The organism is Candidatus Walczuchella monophlebidarum (assembly GCF_000709555.1).
Lineage (GTDB): Bacteria > Bacteroidota > Bacteroidia > Flavobacteriales > Blattabacteriaceae > Walczuchella > Walczuchella monophlebidarum.
The window spans coordinates 129,355-151,722 of record NZ_CP006873.1; the positions used below are offsets into that span (position 1 = coordinate 129,355).

Annotated in this window: 18 protein-coding genes, 5 tRNA genes and 2 pseudogenes; 13 read left to right on the top strand and 12 right to left on the bottom strand. The window is 33.0% G+C overall.

Features of this window, described 5'->3' with window-relative positions:
* Positions 1–9: 9 nt before the first annotated feature.
* The 4 genes from fmt to pheT all read left to right on the top strand — a co-directional run bounded on the left by fmt (position 10) and on the right by pheT (position 4,352).
* Complete coding sequence (gene fmt, locus FNIIJ_RS00640; protein ID WP_038436127.1) at positions 10–960, top strand: methionyl-tRNA formyltransferase; 951 nt, start codon at positions 10–12, stop codon at positions 958–960.
* Positions 961–1,022: 62 nt separating this feature from the next.
* A tRNA-Met gene (locus FNIIJ_RS00645) sits at positions 1,023–1,096 on the top strand.
* Positions 1,097–1,156: 60 nt separating this feature from the next.
* Complete coding sequence (gene dnaN / locus FNIIJ_RS00650) at positions 1,157–2,263, top strand: DNA polymerase III subunit beta (RefSeq protein WP_038436128.1); 1,107 nt, start codon at positions 1,157–1,159, stop codon at positions 2,261–2,263.
* Between the two features lie 10 nt (positions 2,264–2,273).
* The gene (gene pheT, locus FNIIJ_RS00655) at positions 2,274–4,352 is read left to right on the top strand and encodes a phenylalanine--tRNA ligase subunit beta (RefSeq protein ID WP_051673239.1); all 2,079 of its coding nucleotides are present in this window, start codon (positions 2,274–2,276) and stop codon (positions 4,350–4,352) included.
* Positions 4,353–4,647: 295 nt separating this feature from the next.
* Here pheT and obgE read toward each other — a convergent pair whose 3' ends face one another.
* The 4 genes and pseudogenes from obgE to FNIIJ_RS01780 all read right to left on the bottom strand — a co-directional run bounded on the left by obgE (position 4,648) and on the right by FNIIJ_RS01780 (position 6,601).
* The gene (gene obgE / locus FNIIJ_RS00660) at positions 4,648–5,643 is read right to left on the bottom strand and encodes a GTPase ObgE (protein ID WP_038436130.1); all 996 of its coding nucleotides are present in this window, start codon (positions 5,641–5,643) and stop codon (positions 4,648–4,650) included.
* Positions 5,644–5,691: 48 nt separating this feature from the next.
* Positions 5,692–5,975 (bottom strand): annotated as a pseudogene (locus tag FNIIJ_RS01915) (dihydrolipoyl dehydrogenase); the annotation flags it as partial.
* Between the two features lie 97 nt (positions 5,976–6,072).
* The gene (locus FNIIJ_RS01720; protein WP_038436131.1) at positions 6,073–6,426 is read right to left on the bottom strand and encodes an FAD-dependent oxidoreductase; all 354 of its coding nucleotides are present in this window, start codon (positions 6,424–6,426) and stop codon (positions 6,073–6,075) included.
* Positions 6,386–6,601 (bottom strand): hypothetical protein, encoded by a 216-nt coding sequence (locus FNIIJ_RS01780; protein ID WP_038436132.1) that lies wholly within the window; start codon positions 6,599–6,601, stop codon positions 6,386–6,388. Before FNIIJ_RS01780 ends, FNIIJ_RS01720 begins: the two co-directional genes overlap by 41 nt.
* 325 nt (positions 6,602–6,926) lie before the next feature.
* On the opposite strand from FNIIJ_RS01780, the gene dapA reads away from it, so the two are divergent.
* The 4 genes and pseudogenes from dapA (at position 6,927) to FNIIJ_RS01570 (ending at position 9,474) form a co-directional block, all read left to right on the top strand.
* Positions 6,927–7,832 (top strand): 4-hydroxy-tetrahydrodipicolinate synthase, encoded by a 906-nt coding sequence (gene dapA / locus FNIIJ_RS00675; RefSeq protein ID WP_038436134.1) that lies wholly within the window; start codon positions 6,927–6,929, stop codon positions 7,830–7,832.
* 62 nt (positions 7,833–7,894) lie between these two features.
* Positions 7,895–8,182 (top strand): DNA-directed RNA polymerase subunit omega, encoded by a 288-nt coding sequence (locus FNIIJ_RS00680; RefSeq protein ID WP_038436136.1) that lies wholly within the window; start codon positions 7,895–7,897, stop codon positions 8,180–8,182.
* A 204-nt stretch (positions 8,183–8,386) separates the two neighbouring features.
* A pseudogene (locus tag FNIIJ_RS01855) lies at positions 8,387–8,679 on the top strand (histidine--tRNA ligase); the annotation flags it as partial.
* Positions 8,680–9,222: 543 nt separating this feature from the next.
* Positions 9,223–9,474: a His/Gly/Thr/Pro-type tRNA ligase C-terminal domain-containing protein gene (locus FNIIJ_RS01570; RefSeq protein WP_051673241.1), complete on the top strand. Its 252-nt coding sequence runs from the start codon at positions 9,223–9,225 to the stop codon at positions 9,472–9,474.
* Here the strand turns inward: FNIIJ_RS01570 and lipB are convergent.
* On the bottom strand, positions 9,468–10,187 hold the full coding sequence (gene lipB, locus FNIIJ_RS00690; protein WP_038436137.1) for a lipoyl(octanoyl) transferase LipB: 720 nt from the start codon (positions 10,185–10,187) through the stop codon (positions 9,468–9,470). The two genes, FNIIJ_RS01570 and lipB, sit on opposite strands and share 7 nt — an antisense overlap.
* A gap of 72 nt (positions 10,188–10,259) precedes the next feature.
* Entirely contained in the window at positions 10,260–10,634 is a 375-nt protein-coding gene (gene rplS / locus FNIIJ_RS00695) for a 50S ribosomal protein L19 (RefSeq protein ID WP_038436324.1), read from the bottom strand.
* Positions 10,635–10,761: 127 nt separating this feature from the next.
* Here rplS and FNIIJ_RS00700 point away from each other — a divergent pair.
* The 5 genes from FNIIJ_RS00700 to FNIIJ_RS00720 all read left to right on the top strand — a co-directional run bounded on the left by FNIIJ_RS00700 (position 10,762) and on the right by FNIIJ_RS00720 (position 15,207).
* Positions 10,762–10,836: transfer RNA gene (locus FNIIJ_RS00700), tRNA-Arg, on the top strand.
* Positions 10,837–11,357: 521 nt separating this feature from the next.
* Positions 11,358–13,784, top strand: a complete 2,427-nt coding sequence (gene lon, locus FNIIJ_RS00705) for an endopeptidase La (protein ID WP_038436138.1) — start codon at positions 11,358–11,360, stop codon at positions 13,782–13,784.
* A 5-nt stretch (positions 13,785–13,789) separates the two neighbouring features.
* A complete protein-coding gene (gene lysA / locus FNIIJ_RS00710) occupies positions 13,790–15,028 on the top strand; it encodes a diaminopimelate decarboxylase (RefSeq protein ID WP_038436139.1) in 1,239 nt (412 codons plus the stop codon).
* Between the two features lie 9 nt (positions 15,029–15,037).
* A tRNA-Ser gene (locus FNIIJ_RS00715) sits at positions 15,038–15,122 on the top strand.
* Positions 15,123–15,132: 10 nt separating this feature from the next.
* Positions 15,133–15,207: transfer RNA gene (locus FNIIJ_RS00720), tRNA-Val, on the top strand.
* Positions 15,208–15,243: 36 nt separating this feature from the next.
* Here FNIIJ_RS00720 and FNIIJ_RS00725 read toward each other — a convergent pair.
* The 6 genes from FNIIJ_RS00725 to ilvD form a co-directional block, all read right to left on the bottom strand.
* Positions 15,244–15,318: transfer RNA gene (locus FNIIJ_RS00725), tRNA-Val, on the bottom strand.
* Positions 15,319–15,538: 220 nt separating this feature from the next.
* Positions 15,539–17,485 carry an ATP-dependent helicase gene (locus tag FNIIJ_RS00730; protein ID WP_051673242.1) on the bottom strand — a complete coding sequence of 649 codons (1,947 nt, stop codon included), beginning with the start codon at positions 17,483–17,485 and terminating at the stop codon, positions 15,539–15,541.
* A gap of 115 nt (positions 17,486–17,600) precedes the next feature.
* On the bottom strand, positions 17,601–18,647 hold the full coding sequence (gene ilvC, locus FNIIJ_RS00735) for a ketol-acid reductoisomerase (protein ID WP_038436141.1): 1,047 nt from the start codon (positions 18,645–18,647) through the stop codon (positions 17,601–17,603).
* A 40-nt stretch (positions 18,648–18,687) separates the two neighbouring features.
* Positions 18,688–18,912, bottom strand: a complete 225-nt coding sequence (locus FNIIJ_RS00740; protein ID WP_038436142.1) for an ACT domain-containing protein — start codon at positions 18,910–18,912, stop codon at positions 18,688–18,690.
* 3 nt (positions 18,913–18,915) lie between these two features.
* A complete protein-coding gene (gene ilvB, locus FNIIJ_RS00745) occupies positions 18,916–20,601 on the bottom strand; it encodes a biosynthetic-type acetolactate synthase large subunit (protein ID WP_038436144.1) in 1,686 nt (561 codons plus the stop codon).
* Positions 20,598–22,289, bottom strand: coding sequence for a dihydroxy-acid dehydratase (ilvD, locus tag FNIIJ_RS00750; RefSeq protein WP_038436145.1), 1,692 nt, complete (start codon positions 22,287–22,289; stop codon positions 20,598–20,600). The genes ilvB and ilvD overlap by 4 nt, the downstream gene beginning before the upstream one ends.
* Positions 22,290–22,368 lie beyond the last annotated feature (79 nt).

Here is a 22,368-nt window from a genome sequence, read left to right on the forward strand (position 1 = left end):
CCAATTCGGATGAAGAAGTATCCAAAAATAGTATTTATGGGTAGCTCAAGTTTTTCTGTTGTCTCTCTTGAAGAAATTTTGAGAAAAAAATATAATGTTATTGGGGTAGTTACTGCTCCAGATCATCCTTCTGGAAGAAAACAAAAATCTAAATTTTCGGTAAAAGAATGTGCAATTCAGAATAATCTGGCGCTTTTGCAACCAACAAATTTGCAAAATACTGATTTCTTAGAAGTTTTCCTGTCTTGGAAAGCTGATCTAATTGTCGTAGTTTCCTTCCGTAAAATTCCAAAGTGTATTTGGGAAATACCTCCTTTAGGTAGTTTTAATCTTCATGCTTCTTTGCTTCCAAATTACCGTGGCGCAGCTCCTATACAGTGGTCTATTATGAATGGAGAAAAAGAAACTGGAGTCAGTACTTTACTATTAAATGATAAAATAGACACAGGAGAATTGCTATTGCAGAGAAAAACTTTTATTGGGCCAAAAGAAACTGCCGGAGATCTTTATCAAAGATTGGCTAATATCGGTGCTAATGCAGTGATTGATACTATTCAAGGAATTATTGAAAATAAAATAAAACCTAAACCACAGGCTATAAACGGGACTATAAAAAAGGCTCCTAAGCTATTTCATAGAGATGGAAAAATTAATTGGAAAGATTCCATCGAAACTATTTATAACAAAATTCGTGGTCTTAGTCCTTTTCTTGGAGCTTGGACGCAGTTAATGGATAATTCAGGTAAAAAATGGAAGTTGAAAATCTATTATGCCAACTGTATACGTGAAAAACATGATCTAACAGTAGGAAATATTCTCATAGAGAATAAATATATGAAAGTCTCTATAAAAGAGGGATATATTTCTATTGTAGAAGCACAAATAGAAGGAAAACGACGTATCCCTGTAAAAGATATCATAAACGGAATGCAAGGAAAAAATTATACCATAATTACATAATCTACTTATTAAAAAAAAATAAATGTATATTTAATATCCTTAACCGTAATATCCTTAACCGTGGCGTGGTAGCTCAGCTGGTTAGAGCGTCGGATTCATAACTCGGAGGCCGGGGGTTCAATACCCCCCCACGCTAAAATTTTGGAGAGACCCTATTTGTAGAGATCCCCTATCAATATTATAAAATATAGTTTCTATGAAATTCATAGTTTCAAGTTCACAACTTTTAACCCAACTTAAAATATTACTTGGACTAATTAGCAGTAGTAATGCTCTACCTATTTTAGATAATTTTCTTTTTGAATTACAGGGAGACCAGCTTATTATTACTTCGTCCGATTTAGAGACTACTATAAGTTGCAAAACGCAAGTAAATTCTTACACAGTAGGTAAAATAGCAGTTCCAGCAAGGTTGATTACTGATATAATAAAAAATTTTGATGAGCAAACACTAACGTTTTCTACAAGAAGAGATACTCTAGAAATTACTTCAGAACAAGGATCTTATTCTTTACCCTTCCAAAATGGTGAAGAATTTCCTAAAGCTCCTATTCTAGAGAGGCAAAATCTGTTGCTGTTAAAAACAAATACTTTATTAAAGGTGATCAATAAAACTCTTTTTGCTACCAGTTCCGATGAATTTTTACTAGTAATGACGGGTGTTCTTTTCCAACTGACTCCTGAAGGATCTACTTTTGTCGCTACCGATGCTCATCAACTGGTTAAACATGTGATAAAAGATTTAAAGACCGAAAAAATTACTGAATTCATTCTTCCCAAGAAACCATTGAAGCTGCTTAAAAATATGCTTCCTGAAGAAGGGGAGCTAACTATAGAATATAATGAAACTAATACCCGTTTTATTTTTGACCACCAAATTCTGACATGTCAACTAATTATTGGAAAATATCCAAATTATGAAACAGTAATTCCAAAAGAGAGTAATAAAGTTCTTACTATTAACCGAAAGTTATTTTTAAGAATTCTTAAAAGAATTTCTATTTTTTCTAATAAAACCACAAATAAAATTTGTTTCCATTTCAATAGAGACCAAACAAAAATAATTACAGAAGATGTTGATTTTTCAAACAAAGCGCAAGAAATCTTTCCTTTCGATTATAAAGGAGAAGACATTACAATAGGTTTTAATTCAAAATTTATGATAGAAATACTATCCCATCTACGTTCTGAGGAGATAATATTTAAAATGTCGGAACCTCACCTAGCCGGTATTTTAATCCCTTTAGAAAATGAAGAAGGAGAAGTTCTGATGTTAGTTATGCCTATAATGCTTAACGATTAAAAATATTTGCATGAAAATATCTTACAACTGGCTTACGAAATATTTATACTCTGAATTAACGGCTAACCAGATTTGTGAAATACTTACTGATATAGGGCTTGAAGTAGAAAATTGTGAAGAATTATATAGTCCACTTTTAACGAAAAAGGATTATCTACTTGAAGTAAATATTACACCTAATCGGTCATATGCTATGAGTCATTTTGGTATAGCAAGAGATATTTATGCTGCTCTCAAGGTGAGAAAATATAAAGTAGAAATTCATAGACCTGATATAAAGAATTTTAAATCAGAGAAAAATGTTTTATGTTTCCCTATCTCTATCAAATCTCCTGAACATTGTATTCGTTATAGCGGATGTTTTATAAAAGGTGTCAGAATCGCCCCCTCTCCAACTTGGCTCCAGAAACGGTTACAATCTATACAATTAAATCCTATTAATAATGTCGTAGACGTTCCCAACTTTGTTATGAACGAGATAGGGCAACCTATTCACGTTTTTGATTCTGATAATATTAAAGGAGAAAAAATATACATAAAAACATTATCTAATAATGGGATCCCGTTTCAAACAGTAGATAAGAGAAAATATCTCCTTCATAAGGACGATCTAATGATTTGTGATACTCATAGACCACTTTTTTTAGCTGGGATTTTAGGAAGTATTCATTCAAGCGTTACTGATAAAACACAAAATATATTCCTTGAAAGCGCCTGTTTTAATCCTATGAATATCAGAAAAAGTGTTAAAAGACATGCCGTGAACACTGATGCTTCCTTTCGAGTGGAACGTGGAACAGATCCAGAACAAGTACTTTATGCTCTAAAACGAGCAGCACTACTAATACAAGAAATTGCAGGGGGAAGAATATCTGAACCTATAGATCTTTATCCTAAACCTGTAAAATGTTTTACAATAGAATTGCGTTATGAAACAATCAATCGTATTTTAGGTGAAACGCTTAGGAAGAATGAAGTAAAAAAAATTCTTTACTTATTGGATCTAAATATTTTATCAGAAAATAAAAAAATGCTAAGGGTTTCTGTTCCACCTTATAGGATAGATGTCCAAAACGAATGTGATATCATCGAAGAAATTTTCAGAATGTATGGATATAATAGGGGAAAAACATCTGGAACCTTTTGTTTTTCTCTAAAGGGAGAAAAAAAAATACCTAATTCTGAAACAACGAAAGAAAAAATATCAACTTTTTTGAATGCACAAGGCTTTTATGAAGTAATTAATTTATCTCTTACGCATTCCAAATATAAACAATTCTTCAGGGACGAATCTTTTAAAGATATTGAACTATTAAATCCGCTTAGCGAAGATTGCTCCCTTTTGAGACAAAGTTTATTGTTCGGACTTTTAGAACGTGTTTCTCATAACATTAATCATAGGAATACTTTTTTAAAACTCTTCGAATGGGGAAAAATTTATGGAAAAAACCCCGAAAAATATATAGAAAATGAACGGTTATCGTTGGTAATAAGTGTCAAACAAAATAAAAAACATTGGTTACACTCCAAAGAATTCTTTTCATTTTTTGCCCTAAAAGGGATTGTGGAAGCTTTACTAAAAATAAGTGGGGTTACCCATTTTGAACAAATACTTACAGAAGACAACCTTTTAGGTAAAAGTATTTTGTTTACCTATAAACAGTATGATCTAGTTAGACTGGGAAGTGTCAAGAAATCTATAATAGAGCATTTTGATATTAAACAAGAAGTATTTTATGCTGAAATATATTGGGAATATTTAATAAAAATATTTCAGGTAAACAGAATTGTTTTTAAGAAATTGCCTAAATATCCTGGGGTTCGTAGAGATTTATCTATTTTGATAAATAGAAATATATCTTTTGAAGAACTCTATCAAGAGTCGAAAAAAACAGAAAAAAAACTTCTTAAAGAAGTACATCTATTTGATGTATATGAAGGAGAAAAGCTCCCTTTCGGTAAAAAATCTTATGCTTTGAGTTTCTATTTTGAAGACCAAGAACGGACTCTAACTGTTGATCGTATAAATCAGGTTATGGATAACATACGTCACGCTCTTAAAAAATCCTTTGATGCAGAGTTTAGATAGAATTATGGATCCCCATTACTATTTATCTCAAACAATATGAGAATCCAATTTTTAGTCTTTTTATTTTTTTTATTCCTGACATTCTCAGGATTTTGGTGTATAATATTCTTAGTTTCTATAATTCCCTACTGGATCACAGCTGAAGTTTCTGGGATAATAAGGATGAAGTGCAAAGAAAACCTTTAACCCAACAAAACAAAAAAATATACAATTCATTTGTGGCCTGGAGCTATAAAAGCATCTTAGAGAAAATTATTAATGGCAGAAACAAATTGTTTAAATCCGCTGCCTGAAGTTATTTTTGTCCTGAAGGGGTTTTAATACGTTTCCATAAAGCCTCTTTGAGTTCTTCTAATCCTTTTTTATGATGAGAAGATATGAATATAGTATGTAAATCTATAGGAATTTTTTCTTTAAGACTTTGGTAGTCTAATAAATCAGATTTAGAAATAACCAAAAGATGCTTTTTATTCATCATATTAGGATTATAAGCCGATATCTCTTTCAAAAGAATATCATATTCTTTTACAATATCTCTCGAATTAGCAGGGATCAAAAAGACAAGCACTGCATTACGTTCAATATGACGAAGAAAACGATCCCCTATCCCTCTTCCTTTACTTGCCCCATCTATAATGCCAGGAATATCAGCCATTATAAAGGATTGTTTATATTTGTACTGCACAATTCCTAGTTGAGGAACTAGAGTCGTAAAAGCATAATCTGCAATTTTAGGTTTGGCTTCTGTAAGTACGGAAAGTAGTGTAGACTTTCCTGCATTAGGAAATCCTACAATACCAACATCTGACAATATTTTTAGTTCTAAAAAAATCCATTCTTCTTTTCCTGGACACCCAGGTTGTGAATATTTCTTTGTTTTATTTAACGCATTTCTAAAATGCCAATTACCTAGACCACCTCTTCCTCCCTCTAACAGCATTTTTTTTTGCCTTTCCTGAGTTATTTCAAAAATAAGATTTTCTTTTTTATCTTTGACGATAGTTCCAATAGGAACTTGCAATACTAGATCTTGTCCTGACGCTCCTTTCATCCTATTTCCTTTTCCTGGTAGTCCGTTTTCAGCTTTAAAATGTCTGTTATATTTAAAATGAAGTAGCGTCCATATTTTACAATTCCCTTGCAAGAAAATACTTCCTCCATTTCCTCCATCTCCTCCGTCAAAACCACCTTTAGACACAAATTTTTCCCTCCGAAAATGTAATGACCCGGAACCGCCAGCTCCACTTTTGCAACAAATTTGGACTTGGTCTATGAAATTACCTGTATACATACTATTTTGGTACTTTTAGATGATAACGTAAAAGATCTCCGGTTTAAATTATATATGAATACATGTCCCAGTCCCAAAGGCATCAGCTTCCATAATTGCTTCACTAAGAGTAGGATGTATAGACTTAAGAATTTCATGACTGGTTGTTTCTAATTTCCGAGCGATCACAGCTTCTGTAATTATGTCCGTAACCCCTGTCCCTATTATATGACATCCTAGCCATTCCCCATAGCATCAAAAATAACTTTAATAAAACCTTCCTTCATTTTCACCATTAATAGCGTCCAAGAGCAGTCTTTAGTTTCTTTTTCTACCGGAATATTTCCATAATCTCACCCTTGCTCTACACAGGTCAGGCCTGGGACGACATCATAATAACCATCAATATTCGTTCTATGATCCACTTCTTCTAATCCTAGTAATTCCACATTAGGGGTAGACAGCAGACAGTACTACATCAGTTTCTATAATTCTTTCTTGTTTAGGACCTTTAATAGAAACTTTTATGTCTTTCCCAGAGGGATCTACTTTAAATACTGATGAAGAAGTAAGAACTTCTATACCACTTTTTTTAAAAGAAAGTTGTTGAGAAATTTCCGAGTCTACTGTTGGAAGAATATTTGCAAGCTTTTCTATTAAAGTAACTTTCGTTCCCAACGTATTATAAAAATAGGCAAATTCTACTCCAATTGCTCCTGTAGCAAGGATAATGTTCTGGGATTCACATTCTTTTTCATTTTCTTTAAATAACTTTTTTACCAGGATGAATTTTCGCCCTTCCAAAAATCACTTCTATTTTATTTTTCCGCATCAAAAAATTAATCCCTTTTCTCATCTTTTCAGATATATTTCTGCTCCGTTTAATCATACTAAGAAAATCGAAATGAATATTTTCAGCGATCAATCCATAATCTTCGGCATGTTTAAGAGAATGAAATGTATTTGCACTTTTAAGCAAAGATTTAGTAGCCCAGACAAACCAAGATGCTCTTTTTCAATAATGGCTGAGACCTAATTGTGCAGCTATGATCGCAGCACGGGACCAATAACGATTAAATCAAAATCCATATGACGTTTTCTCTATAGAAAAATTCTAATATATATTTTTTTTTAATATATATTTTAAGTTTAATTTCAGTAATAAATTTGCCTCCAAACATGGGTAAGTATAATCGGAGTTACGTAAGGCAAAGAAAAGTATGACGGTCACACACTGAGTGGAAGAAAAATAATCGGAGCACGAGATAAACATTGATATTTCTATTACGTATTACGTATAAAAGATGAAGAAAAAACTACGAGGGATAGGTCTAGCTCTCGCAACGCCTTTTGACGAAAAAAATAGAGTCGATTTCAAAGGTTTAGAACGACTAACAGAACACGTTTTAAAAGAAGATATAGATTATCTAGTTCTTCTAGGTACTACTGCTGAATCAGCAACATTGAAAAATGAGGAAAAGAACGATATTATACGTTGTATTCATTCTCTGAATAAAAAAAAAGTCCCTATTGTCCTCAGTATAGGAGGTAATAATACCGAAAAAGTAATTAAAAAAATTGAACAGACCCAGATTTTTTATTTTGAAGCTTTTGAAGCTATTCTTTCAATAGTCCCTTATTATAATAGACCTTCCCAAGAAGGGATTTATCAGCATTTTAAACAAATAGTAGAGAAAACCAAGGCTAAAATTATTTTATATAATGTACCCTCGAGAACTGGATCTAATATTCTTCCAAAAACTGTATTACGACTTTCGAAAGAATTTGAAAATATTGTAGCTATTAAAGAAGTTTCTGGAAGCCTGATACAATCTTATGAGATCATAAAGGAAAAGCCTAAGCATTTCAGTGTCATTTCCGGAGACGATATCCTAGCTCTTCCTACTATTTTAGGTGGAGGGGACGGTCTGATATCAGTTCTTGGACAAGGTCTTCCAAATGTCTTTTCTCAAATGGTACATCACGCACTAGAAGGTAATGTGAAAGAGTCGTTTAAACATTATTATCAAATGTTAGATCTTATGAATCTGATTTATAAAGAAGGAAACCCTTCAGGGATTAAATCATTATTACATATATTAAACGTCTGTGAATCTTATGTTCGTTTACCTCTGGTTAGAGCTTCAGAAATTCTTTCAAGAAAAATAGAGGAGGCTTACAAGCGTTATATAAAAATATGTACCGTATAGGAGCTTGAAACGATTTTCTTTACAAAGCGATAGCCAAATTAGTATTTCGTAATTAAAAAAATATGAACGAAATTTTCGACCTAAACGAATTAGAAAAGTGTGGAGAAAATATTTATGTAATTATAAATATACTTGGGAAGCGTTCTAATCAAATTATCAATTATATTAAAATGAAATTACAGAAACCACTTGAATCGTCCTCTAATAATTTATTAGAGAATATTCTTGAAAAGAAAGAACAGATAGAAATCTATAGAACTTATGAAAATCTTCCTAAACCTACCTCCATGGCTATTCAAGAATTGATAGATGGAAAGTTATTTTTCTATAACCCAAATGAGTCTAATTAACAAGATTTTTAATAACCCCTAATCGAGCATCTAGAATTTAAGTTTAAAACCCGTATTCGTATATCATGAATTAGTTTAAAGTTTAAAGTTTAAGTTCCTCATCTGAAAGGTGATACTGCGACAAGTGCTTGTCCTAGCGTCTCTGTGGCCATTTCGCAAATACTTTTATAATGTTTAGCGATCTATAAAATTTAACCCAATAACATGTATAAGCTTAGCATTCCAAAAGGAACACGAGATTTTTCACCGTTGAAAACCTTTCAGTTCTCATGGGAACAGAAAGTAATAGGTTGATACGATTTAATAAATATTCTCCAGAGAAATATTTTAGTTCTCAATCTTTGTTATCAAATATATCTGGAAAAGCCCTTCGTTATGATTTAACAGTGCCTTTTGCACGTTATGTTACTATGCATCGGAATGAAATATTTTTTCCTTTTAAAAGATATCAAATCCAACAAGTATGGCGTCCTCAAAAAGCTAGATTTAGAGAATTTTATCAATTTGGCTAGAACTTTTACAACTTTACGATGCCATTTTGACTGAACTAAGTTTCCCAGTTATTATTCATATTAATCACAGAGAATTACTTGTAGCGTTATCCTAAATCTTATTGGAACATTTTTCCCACTGCATTAGATAAATGGTAGAAAATCGGTTCTAAACTAGTATATAAAGAAATGATTCAAGGAGGTATTCCAGAGAATATAATTAAACAACTTCAAATCTTTTTAGAAAAACAAATAAATTGATTTTTAAAATCAACAAAAAATTCTTTTTAATATATTTTCTGGTTCGAACCGAGGAAAGAAGGCTTTAAATGATCTTAAATTTATATGGAAAAATCTGCAAATGCAAAATTAAATTTTAACCTTAGATTAGTTCGTGGGTTGAATTATTACACAGGAATGATATGCGAGCCGAAAGCCATCAATTGGAGGCGGTTATGATGAACTGACTAGAATTTTTGGTTTTAAAAATGTTTCAGGAATAGGGCTATCTCTTGGTTTAGAGAGAATATATATTTCCATGAAAACAAATTGAAGATACCAATTTTGTTTGGAGAATGGGAAGCATTACACGCTATACGTCATATTCAATTCCTTCGAAAAAAGGACATTCCATCAGAATTATATCCTGATAGTGTTAAACTGTCTAAACAGCTTAAGTATGCTAATAAACGTGGATTTTACATCATAGCTATTGTTGGAGAAAAAGAAATAGAAAAAGGAATTATTAAAATAAAAAATCTAAGAACAATCAATTTCTCACGATGTAGACCTGGTCAGTGAAAGAAAATATTTGAGGGCAGACAATATACCTTAAACACGTCTGAAAAAATATTCTGGAACTCAAAAATAACTTTTTCCATAGAAAATTTCCGTCCTAATTCTTGATACATTGAACTGACTCCTTTTCCTTTTATCCCACAAGGGATAATCTGATTAAAATAACTAAGATCAGTATTAATGTTTAACGCCAATCCATGCATACTAACCCAATTACTCATTTTAATACCTAGAGCACATATTTTTCGTGCCGAAGACTTTCCTACATCCAACCAAACTCCTGTTTCTCCTAATAATCTGTCACAAGACAATCCGTATAGAGATAATAAACGAATGACAACTTCTTCTAAATCACGTAAAAATTTATGTATATCTCTAAAAACAGATTCTAAATCTAATATAGGATAAACTACCAGTTGTCCAGGACCATGGTAAGTCACATTACCGCCTCTGTCAATTTGGTAAAAACGGGCTCCTAATTGGTTCAGACGCTTTGTAGATAATAAAATGTAATCGTCATATTTAGCTTTTCTACCTAAAGTATAAACATGCGGATGTTCGGCTAATAAAAGATAACCGACATTTCTTTGAGAAACATCTTTAAAAGACAGACATTTTTTTTTATTGATAAGTTGTTGAAACAGATATTTTTGATATTCCCAAGACTTTAAATAATCTATAAGACCTAAATTATTTACCCAAACAATTTTTTTCATTGTTCAAACATAAAATCTCCTCCGAGAGCAATTTTTACGTATTAGACGCTCTTAAAAAAACCGACATAAGTGTTATTCGACCCTCTCTGCTAAAGAGGAGTTTCTTTTTTCTTTTATATACGATTTTTTACCTCTTAGTTTAGAAAAGTAATAAATTTTTGATCGTCTTACTTTTCCTTTTTTATTAACTTCTATTTTTTTAATATTAGGTTGGCTTATTATAAATAAACGTTCAACTCCCACGTCTCCACTCATTTTTCTAACAGAAAAAGTGGCTGTATAACCTTCTCCTTTTTTTTTAATGACTACTCCTTTAAAGGATTGGACCCGAATTTTTGATCCTTCTTTTATTTCATAAAATACAGTAATGGTATCTCCAGTATTAAAATTAGGACTCTCTTTTTTAGAAAGATATTTTTCTTGGACATATTTTATGAGTGTGTGCATGGCGTAAAAAAAACATTTGAAACAAATATACATCTTAAAAAAATGACCATGGTAATTATTGATCGTGGTTATTAATAAATTGTCGTTCTATTTTTATTCTTCTTGGCAAGATATAATTTTGCAGTCAGGCCTCGTAGCTTAATTGGACAGAGCATCTGACTACGGATCAGAAGGTTTGTGGGTTCGACTCCCTCCGAGGTCACACAATAATTAGTTATTTATCAAAACGTTATGCAAAAGTTTCCTAATTCTGTCTTGTAATGTTCGCAGATCTATAAATAAGGGATGATTTACAATTTCTTCCCGAATAATGCTGTATATTTGCTCAGAACCAATAATACGTTTATCGTAGATATCGTCGGATGACGTAAAGTGATGTCTGTAACTACTCACTCTAGGGTTGTAGGAATACTACTTTATTATAGCACCAATCGAATTCCTTTTTGTCTAACCTTAAATTAGAAGAGCCTTCGTAAGGAACTTTACGAACATACTAAGCGTTCACCTAAGCCCTTATGATTGGTAGAAACGGATTCAACGAGTGCTGTATGCATTATGCTGTATGCATTATGCTGTATGCATTATGCTGTATGCATTATGCTGTATGCATTATGCTGTATGCATTAGAGCAAAAAAATTCTCACTATATTTTAAGAGTATAGACAACCTTTTTTCTCCTAAAAATACTTAAAGAGGACGGGTTGAATGTAAAAAAAATGAACGATGAAATATATTGAAAATCAAATCATAAACATTTTAGAATCGTATTTTGAACCTGAGACAGAATTTATTCCTTTGATAAATCAGGATGAGGAAGAACCTCTACTAAAAGAGGGAGGGGTTCCAGAACAAATTACTATTTTACCAGTCCGAAACGTTGTTTTGTTCCCTGGAGTAGTTATTCCTATTACAGCTGGACGCACTCGTTCTATTCAATTACTTCAAGATACTTACCGTGCAGACAAAACAGTAGGAGTACTTACCCAGAAAGATATGAATATAGACCAACCTACTGAAAAAGACTTGCATCCTATTGGAACAGTATCTCAGATTTTAAAACTATTAAAAATGCCAGATGGCAATACTACAGTAATTCTTCAGGGAAAACACCGATTTCTCATTAAGCAATTCATTCAAGAAAAACCCTATTTCAAAGCTGAAATTTTCCCATTACAAGAACTACATCCTCTTCTTGATGATAAAGAATATCTTACTTTAGTCGAATCCATAAAAGAGTTAGCTATCAAAATTATACAAGAAAACACCAACATCCCATCTGAAGCAAATTTTGCTATTAGAAACATAGAAAACCCTTCATTTATGATTAATTTTGTGGCAGCTAATATGGGTTTCCCTATCAAAGATAAACAAAATCTTCTAAATGAAAACGATATAAAAAAAAGAGCGGTAAAAACCTATCGTTTTTTGAGCATAGAACATCAGCAAATCCGTCTGAAAAATGAGATTCAATCTCGAGTTCGTAGCGATATGGACCAACAACAACGGGAATATTTTCTCCAACAGCAAATCAAGGCTATACAAGAGGAATTGGGTGATCTTTCTGATGAAAAAGAAATTGAAGAGATGCGGACTAAGGCTGCGAGAAAAAAATGGCCTAAGGAAGTATCTGAACAATTTGAGAAGGAACTTTACAAGTTCCAAAGGAGTAATTATCAAATGCCTGAATATCCTGTACAACGCAATTATTTAGATCTAATGCTTGATTTACCTTGGAAAAAATATTCGAAAGACCATTTTGATTTATATAGAGTGCAGAAAATTCTTGACAGAGAACATGCTGGACTTGAGAAAGTCAAAGAGAGAATTATTGAACATTTAGCTGTATTAAAGCTACGTGCGGATATGCGTTCTCCTATTCTATGTTTCTATGGGCCTCCTGGGGTTGGAAAAACTTCTCTAGGAAAATCTATTGCTTCCGCACTTAAAAGAAAATACGTCCGTATTTCATTAGGAGGGATGTACGATGAAGCTGAAATTCGCGGACATCGTAGAACTTATATAGGAGCTATGCCAGGACGAATATTACAATCTATAAAAAAATCAAAAACTTCTAATCCTGTTTTTGTTTTAGATGAAATTGATAAAATGTGTTCTGGAGCACATGGAGATCCTTCATCAGCTATGCTTGAAGTCTTAGATACGGAACAGAATACTTCTTTTTACGATAATTTTTTAGAATTAGGTTATGATCTTTCTAAGGTGTTTTTTATAGCTACTGCCAACTCACTTTCTAGCATAGACTCTCCGCTTTTAGATCGTATGGAAATCATTGAAATAAATGGATATACTATTGAAGAAAAAATAGAAATTTCTTACAAACATATACTGCCAAAACAATTAAAAGCTCATGGGTTAAAAAGAACTGATTTAATACTGGTAAAAAAACAATTTGAAAAAGTTATCGAAAGTTATACAAAAGAATCCGGGGTCAGAGAGTTAGAAAAACAGTTTGCTAAGTTGGCTAGACATGCAGCTAAAAATATTGCGATAGGAAATACATTTTCAAAACGATTGAGTGTAGAGGATATCGAAAAAATATTAGGAGGACCTAAAGATATAGAACGTTATGAAGGAGAGAGCATACCAATTGGTGTTGTTACTGGATTAGCTTGGACTAGTACAGGTGGTGATATTCTTTATATTGAATCTATTCTTTCACAAGGAAAAGGTCTATTAAGTATTACTGGAAACCTGGGAGAAATTATGAAAGAGTCTGCTACTATTGCGTTACAATACATAAAAGCTCACTATCAGGAGTTTAATATAGATCCCAATCTGTTTTCAAAAAAAAATATCCATATTCACGTTCCTGAAGGTGCTGTTCCGAAAGATGGCCCATCGGCTGGTATTACTATGCTTGCTTCCTTGATATCAAGTTATACAGGGAGAAAAGTAAAACCTGATTTAGCAATGACAGGTGAAATTACTTTACGAGGAAGAGTATTGCCTGTGGGAGGCATTAAAGAAAAAATATTGGCAGCGAAACGTTACTGCATTAAGGAGATCATTCTTTCTCATCAAAATAGAAAAGATATTGCTGATATTAAGAAAGAATATCTGGAGGGCTTGACGTTTTTTTACGTGAAAGATATGAAAGAAGTAATCGATATTGCTTTAATGAAAAATTAGTATACATGAAAAAATTAGAAAATTTCTCATATACTCTAGATGTAGAACTATTACGAACTTTAGCAGAAAAGTATGGGACTCCCCTATATGTATACGATGCTGAGAAAATGATGAATCAGTATGAAAAAATAAAGCAAGCCTTTTCTTGTATAGATAAACTTGGAATACACTATGCTAGCAAAGCTAACACGAATATAAATATTTTAAAATTATTTAAAAAAAAAGGAATAGGATTAGATACTGTTTCTATTCAAGAGGTAGAGATTGGAATAATGGCCGGATTTCCCCCAAAACAAATTATATATACTCCTAATGGAGTCTCTATGGAGGAGATAATAAAAGCGAAAGAATTTGGGGTCCGGATTCACATAGATAATCTTTCTCTATTGGAGCAATTTGGACAAGAATTCTCTTTAGATTATCCTATAGGGATTCGTCTTAATCCACATATTGTGGGTGGAGGTAATGAAAAAATTTCTGTTGGACATATCGATTCTAAATTTGGGATTTCTTACTATCAATTTCCCCATATAAAACGGATTGTAGAAAATACTAAGTTAAAAGTAGAAGGACTTCATATGCATACAGGCTCTGATATATTGGATGTAGAAATTTTTTTAAGAGGTGCTGATATTTTATTCGATGCAGCTATCAAATTCAAAGATCTAGAATATATAGATTTTGGCAGCGGTTTTAAAGTATCTTATAACCCGGGAGATGTACCAACAGATATTCAAAAGTTAGGACCTTTATTAGGTAAAAAAGTTAATAAATTTTATAAAGAATATGGGAAAACACTTTGTTTAGTGTTTGAACCTGGAAAATTTATCCTGAGTGAATCAGGTTATTTTCTTGTCAAAGTAAATACTATTAAACAAACTATTTCATCAGTTTTTGCTTGTGTAAATTCAGGTTTTAATCACTTTATTCGACCAATGTTTTACAATGCTTATCATAACATAGAAAATATTTCTAATCCGTCAGGACGTGTTCGTTTATATACAGTGGTCGGATATATATGCGAAGCAGATACTTTTGGTTTAAATCATCAAATCAGTGAAATTCATGAGGGAGATATTCTATGTTTTAGTAACGCCGGAGCTTATTGTTTTTGTATGTCCTCAAATTATAATTCGAGATATCGTCCAGCCGAAGTGATGATTTATAAAAAACAGGATTATCTAATCAGACAAAGAGAAACTATTCAAGATCTATTAAGAAATATAGTGGAAATAACTCTATAAGAGAGAGTTGGAGAGGTGGCAGAGTGGTTAATTGCGGTGGTCTTGAAAACCATTGAGAGTAACATCTCCGGGGGTTCGAATCCCTCCTTCTCCGCAAGATTTTAGGACATTTAGCTCAGTTGGTTAAGAGCAATACCTTGACAGGGTATAGGTCATCGGTTCAATTCCGATAATGTCCACGAGATAAATTTTTTACTGAACGTATTTAAAATGAGTGGGCAGTACTGGATTCGAACCAGTGACCTCCTACTTGTAAGGTAGATGCTCTAACCCAGCTGAGCTAACCGCCCTTTTACAAAGATAACATATTTTTCGATTCCTTCAGTTAATCCAACGTGCATCGTTTTATTCTAGCTGGAGAGAGGACGACGTTGTTGATCACTCCAACTACCTATTTTGATGCTGACGAAGGAACTAACTACGTTTACAGTAAGAAAATAGTAGTGAGCAGTCTGGCAATTAGAGGATGCATATTTTTATTACGCACATAGGTTTCGTGTCTCTCTATCTTTAATTTTTACGGTGTACATATCTTGTTAAACGTTCTTGTCCTATTTCTTCTATAAAACGACTAGGGAAACCGCCCCAACGATGACGAGTTGTCGCGTAACTTAAAATGACCTGTTTCTTAGCTCGGGTTAGAGCTACATAAAAAAGACGTCTTTCTTCTTCAAGATTAGCAGAATTTTTTACGCTAAGCATAGATGGAAAAAGATTTTCTTCCATACCCACTATAAAAATGATCGTAAATTCTAATCCTTTTGATAGGTGAACAGTCATAAGAGAAACCCGATCATCATCAGTTTTTTCTATATCGCTAGCTAAGGCAATATTTTTTAAAAAAACAGAGAGTGAGTTATCTCCATAACCGAGGCGTTCAGAGACAGAGGCCTGTATACTGTTTATAAATTCTTGGACATTTTCATAGCGGGAAAGACCTTCAGTCGGATTGTCTTTACATAAATCACTCAGGAAATCAGAAGTTTTAACCACTTCTTTAGCAGTAGCATACGCTCCTTCAGCTAATTTGATAGAACAATGTTTGATAATTACAAAAAACTCTTTCAGTTTGGCGGTTATTCTTTTATGAATACACATCTCTTTCGCATAAAAAGAGATATTATTTAATACTTCATACAGTGTTTTTCCATGGTTTTTTGCAGTTACAAGAAGTTTATTAATAGTAGATGGTCCTATTCCACGAGGTGGATAGTTGATAATCCTAAGAAGAGCTTCCTCATCGTTTGGATTTACCAAAATCCGGAGATAAGCAAGTAAATCTTTAATTTCTTTTCTTTGATAAAAAGAAATCCCTCCATAGATTTTATAGGGAATCTTCTTTTTGTTAAGAGACTCTTCCAGGGCTCTTGACTGAGCATTGGTCCGGTAAAGAATAGCGAAATCCTTGTTCTGTAATTTATATTGCAATTTTATTTCAAAAAGGGTATTTGCTACAAAATCACCTTCCTCTTTATCAGAAAGAGCACCATAAAATTTAATTTTTTCTCCTTTTTCGTTATTAGTCCAATTTTTTTTAGACATCTGTTCCTTATTACAAGCAATGACATTATTAGCGGCCTGTACAATATGTACAGTAGATCTATAATTCTGTTCTAATCGAAAAATTTTAGCATAGGGATAATCCAACTGGAAATTTTGTATATTTTTAATATTTGCTCCACGAAAAGCATAAATACTTTGTGCATCATCCCCTACTACAAATAGGTTTTTATAACGAGAGGCTAAAGCTCTGATGATAAGATATTGAGAGTAATTTGTGTCTTGATACTCATCTACAAGAATATATTTGAACTGTTCTTGGTACTTGGATAACACCTCTGGAAAACGGGTGAAGAGTTCATTCGTACGTAATAGAATATCATCAAAATCCATAGCACCGTATTTAAAACAACGATCTATATAGGCTTGGTAAATATATCCTATACGGTTAGCGTTTTGTGAATGACGTGTAAAATTATCAAAGTAATTCTGGACGGTTATCAAATTGTTTTTTAGCCTCGAAATTCGAGAAAGAACTGTTTTAGGTTTAGAAAAACATTTTTCTAAATGTAGCTCTTCAATGATTTTTTTAATGACGTGTTCAGCGTCTTTCTGATCATAAATCGTATAATCTGAAGGATATCCTAAACGATAAATTTCTGTATGGAGTATTCGAGCAAATACTGAATGAAAAGTCCCAATACACAGATTTTGAATGTTGATATTTCCTGTTAAATGAGCAATCCGTTGCTTCATTTCTCTAGCAGATTTATTGGTAAAAGTCAGTGCTAGTATATGCAACGGATCAATACCTTGATTCATCAAATGAGCAATCCTATAAGTAAGTATCCGAGTTTTTCCTGAACCCGCTCCCGCAATCACTATGATAGGTCCTGTTACAGTAGTAACAATTTTTAATTGAATAGGATTCAGATCGGCTATATAATTAAATTTCATACGAAACATTAATTAGGTCCACGAAAGTATTACAGCGATTAAAAATGTGCTATGCGTTCGTATGCTTCATTTAACTTCTATCGTGTACGATAAGATGAGGAGGACGAACAACAGCTCAGTTTTCTTTTCCAGGTCTAAGTCGTCGTATAGTATCCCCTACTTCCCAAAGTTCACTTTTTCTCAATTCCTCAAGTTCTTCTTGAAGTTGTTCTTTATAATTATTTTGGAGATTGGATGTGATAGTGCGCTCAGCCTCATTTCCTGAGGCTACTTCTTGGTAAAGTTCTTGAAAAACAGGCATCACAGCATCTTTAAATCTTTTCCACCAGTCTAAAGCTCCTCTTTGAGCAGTAGTTGAACAATTAGAATACATCCATTCCATCCCATTTTCTCCAATAAGAGGCATCAAACTTTCGGTCAATTCTTCAACCGTTTCGTTAAAGGACTCTGAAGGAGAATGACCATGGTCACGTAAGATTTGATATTGAGCAGAAAAAATTCCCTGGATAGCTCCCATCAAAGAACCCCTTTCTCCTACAAGATCTGAAAACACCTCATTTCTAAAATTAGTTTCAAACATATAACCAGAACCTATAGCGATTCCTATTGCAAAAGTCTTTTCCTTAGCACTACCGCTATAGTCTTGATAAATAGCATAGCTCGAATTAATTCCTGTACCTTTTAGAAATAACCTTCTAACACTAGTCCCAGAGCCTTTAGGAGCAACTAGAAAAACATCAATGTCTTTAGGAGGATAAATCCCTGTTTTATTTTGAAAAGTAATACCAAATCCATGAGAAAAATATAGAGATTTCCCAGTAGTCAGATACTTCTTAAGTAAAGGCCATACCGAAATTTGTCCTGCGTCAGACAACAAATTCATAATAATTGTACCACGACTAACGGCTTCTTCTATCTCAAATAGATTCTTTCCTTCTATCCAACCGTCTTTCAAAGCTTTTTCCCATGAAAAAGAATTTTTCCTCTGTCCTATAATTACAGTAAAACCATTATCCCTCAGATTTAAAGCCTGTCCAGTACCTTGGATCCCATATCCTATTACAGATAGGATTTCATCTTTCAAGATTTTTTTTGCCCTTTCTAAAGAAAATTCATTTCTCAGAAGAACATTTTCTTCCATGGGGCCAAATTTAATTTTCACCTTTATTAAGTTTATATTTATATTTATATTTATATTTATATTAATAATAAAGTATTGAAATAATTCCTAGGTGTTTTTCTATTTGTTTTGCTATTTTATCAATAGACACTTCAGTACATTTGACCTCTAAGGTATAACGCATTATATATGGTTTTTTTGCATAAGAAATATTTAGATAAATAAGACTAAAATTACTCCGATTCAATAAAATAATAACACGGTTAATCAACCTTTCAATATTACTGGCTAGAATTGAAATTTTCATATTTTAATACAAACGTATTTCATCTCCGTATGTTCCAATCGTTATCATGGGGAAAACATTATATTCTCTTTCTACGATTATTTCCAGTAGATAGGCTGTATTACAATCAAACATTTCTTTTACAGCTTCTGGTATTTTTTTTCTTTTTTCTATTTTCTTACCACTAATATTATAAGCTTGAGCTAAACGGATAAAATCAGGATTGAGTAATGCGCTGAAAGCATAACGTCTTTTAAAAAAAAGCTCTTGCCATTGTCTCACCATACCTAAAAATCCGTTATTGAGTAACACAATTTTTATTGGAAGATTATTTTTAAGAAGAATTCCTAATTCTTGAAAGGTCATTTGAAAACCTCCATCTCCAATTACGCATATAATTTGACGATATCTCGCTCCGAATTTAGCTCCCATAGCTGCTGGCAAAGAAAAACCCATTGTACCTAATCCTCCTGAGGTAATTTGGCTTTTACTAGAGGAAAAATAAAAATATCGTGAAGCTATCATCTGGTGTTGTCCTACATCGGTTACCATGACAGCATTTTTATTTTTATATTGATTAATCCACTGTATTATTTCTCCCATAGTCAAGCTTTCTTTTTTGGTATACAAATCTTTTTGGCCAATTTTTTCCTCTTGCTTTTGTATAGTTATGAAATCCGATATCCATTCTTGACGAATATTTTCCTGAACTCTTTCAGTCAATAAAGGTAAAGTCTTTTTGCAATCTCCTAATACAGGTACATCACATGGAATGTTTTTTCCAATTTCACAAGCTTCTATTTCCAAATGAATTATTTGAGCTTGGATAGCATATATGTTTATATTTCCAGTGACTCTATCGTCAAAACGCATTCCTATTGCAATAAGAATATCACATTGATTAGTTAAGACATTGGGGGCATAATGACCATGCATACCAATCATTCCAACAAAAAGAGGATGATTATTATCTCTAATACCCAAAAGAGTACTTGCTATAGGTATATTTGCTTTTTCTGAGAGAGCTTTTAACTCTTCTTCTGCTTCAGCTAGAATTACTCCCTGTCCGACTAAAATCAATGGTCTTTTTGCTGCATTAATTAAAATGGCAGCTTCTTCTATTTTATTTACCTCCACCTTGGGACAGGAACGAAAATACGAGACTTTATGAAAAAGGATTTCTTCAAAAATAGCTTCTTGAAGCTGAGCATCTTTCGTGATATCTATCAGGACTGGACCAGGACGTCCACTACGAGCGATGAAAAATGATTTCCGGATTGTTTGACAAATATCCTGTGCTCTAGGAATTTGCACATTCCACTTAGTTACAGGGAATGAAATATCTAAAATATTGGTTTCCTGAAAAGCGTCTGTACCCAAAAGATTATATGACACTTGTCCAGTAATACAAATTATTGGAGTGCTATCTATAAGCGCATCAGCTAACCCGGTAATTAGATTAGTAGCTCCTGGACCTGAGGTAGATATACAGACTCCAACCTTTCCACTAACCCTAGCATATCCCTGAGCAGCATGTATAGCTCCTTGTTCATGACGCGTAAGTATATGACATATATGACCTGCATGTCGATCTAAAGAATCAGAAACAGACATAATAGCCCCTCCGGGATAACCAAAGAGATACTCTACACGTTCTATTAACAGATTTTTGACTAAAATCTCACTTCCTTTATATTTTTTTATATTCATGTTTCTATGAATTGGTCTGTAACGCACCCTTCGTTAGCGTAAGAAACTGTTTTTGAATATTTATAGAGATATCCCATATTTACTTTCAAATTCGGAGCTCTCCATTTTTTTCTCCGTATATCCCATTCATTTTCATTGATTTCAAGGTTAATAGTATTATTAACTGCATTTATAGTAACAATATCTCCATCATTTATTAAGGCGATAGGACCACCTTCTTGGGCTTCAGGAGTGATATGACCTACAACAAAACCGTGTGACCCTCCAGAAAATCTCCCATCTGTGATAAGAGCTACTTCTTTTCCCAAACCTGCTCCTGTTATATAAGCTGTAGGTTTTAGCATTTCAGGCATACCAGGGCCTCCTTTAGGACCTACATATCGAATAACTATGACTTCTCCTTTATTTATTTTACAAGATAAAATAGAACGATTGAAAGCATCCTCTGAATTAAACACTCTAGCACGTCCTGAAAATTTCATTTTTTCTTGTCCAGTAATCTTTGCCACAGATCCTCCAGGAGCAATATTTCCATAAAGAATGCGAAAATGTCCTTCTTTTTTAATGGGATGATTTATAGAAGAAATAACTTTCTGATCAAAAGACAGCGAGGGTACATATTTTAAATTTTCTTTTAAAGTGTCTCCAGTAACTGTCATACAGTCTCCTTCAATGAGGCCATTTTCCAACAAATATTTCATAATCACTGGAATTCCCCCAATAGCATGAATATCTTCCATTAAAAATTTTCCACTCGGTTTTAGATTTCCAATGAGAGGAACACTATCGTTAATTTTTTTAAAATCTGGAAGTGTTAGGTCAATTTCTGCTGTTTTAGCAATTGCTAATAAATGCAGTATTAGATTAGTTGACCCGCCTAAAGCAGTAGTTAGACTTATCGCATTTTTTAAAGAGTTTTTGGTAATAATATTTTTAGGTTTAATATCTTTCTGCAAAAGTTTTTGAATCACTCCCCCCATCTTAAAACACTCCCATTCTTTATCTGCACCGATAGCAGGTGTAGAAGAAGAATAAGGTAAGGTCATTCCCATTGCTTCAAGAGCAGCTGCCATAGTATTAGCTGTATACATACCACCGCAAGCCCCAGCACCAGGACAAGAATTTTTTATAATATTTTTATATTCTTCTTCGGATATTTTTTTAGTTTTCCTTTTACCTAAAGCTTCAAAAGATGATACGACGTCTAGTTTTTCACCTTTATAATAACCTGAAGCAATACTACCACCATATACGATAACTGAAGGACGATTAATTCTAATGAGAGCAATTAGAACACCAGGCATATTTTTATCGCAACCAGGGAGGGCTATTATACCATCATAATGCTGAGAGTTTGCTACTGTTTCTATACTATCAGCAATAATTTCTCGAGAAGGTAAAGAATATCTCATCCCTGGAGTTCCCATAGATATACCATCACTTACGCCTATAGTGTTAAATCGGAAACCGACTAACTCTTTTTCGTGAACAGATTTTTTGATACTCCTTCCTAATCTATTCAAATGCATATTGCAAGGATTTCCCTCGTACCAGTTGCTAACAATCCCAACCTGCGCTTTTTTAAAATATTCTTCTGGAAGTCCTGTAGCATACAGCATCGCCTTAGCTGCTGGAAGATTTGGATTTTGCGTGAGTTGTGCACTCAAATAGTTAATCTTTTTATTCATGATTTACAAAGTAGATTATGGATTCCCTATCCAGAGAGAACACCATATGGGATTCAGCAGAAAGTAGGCTCGATATGAT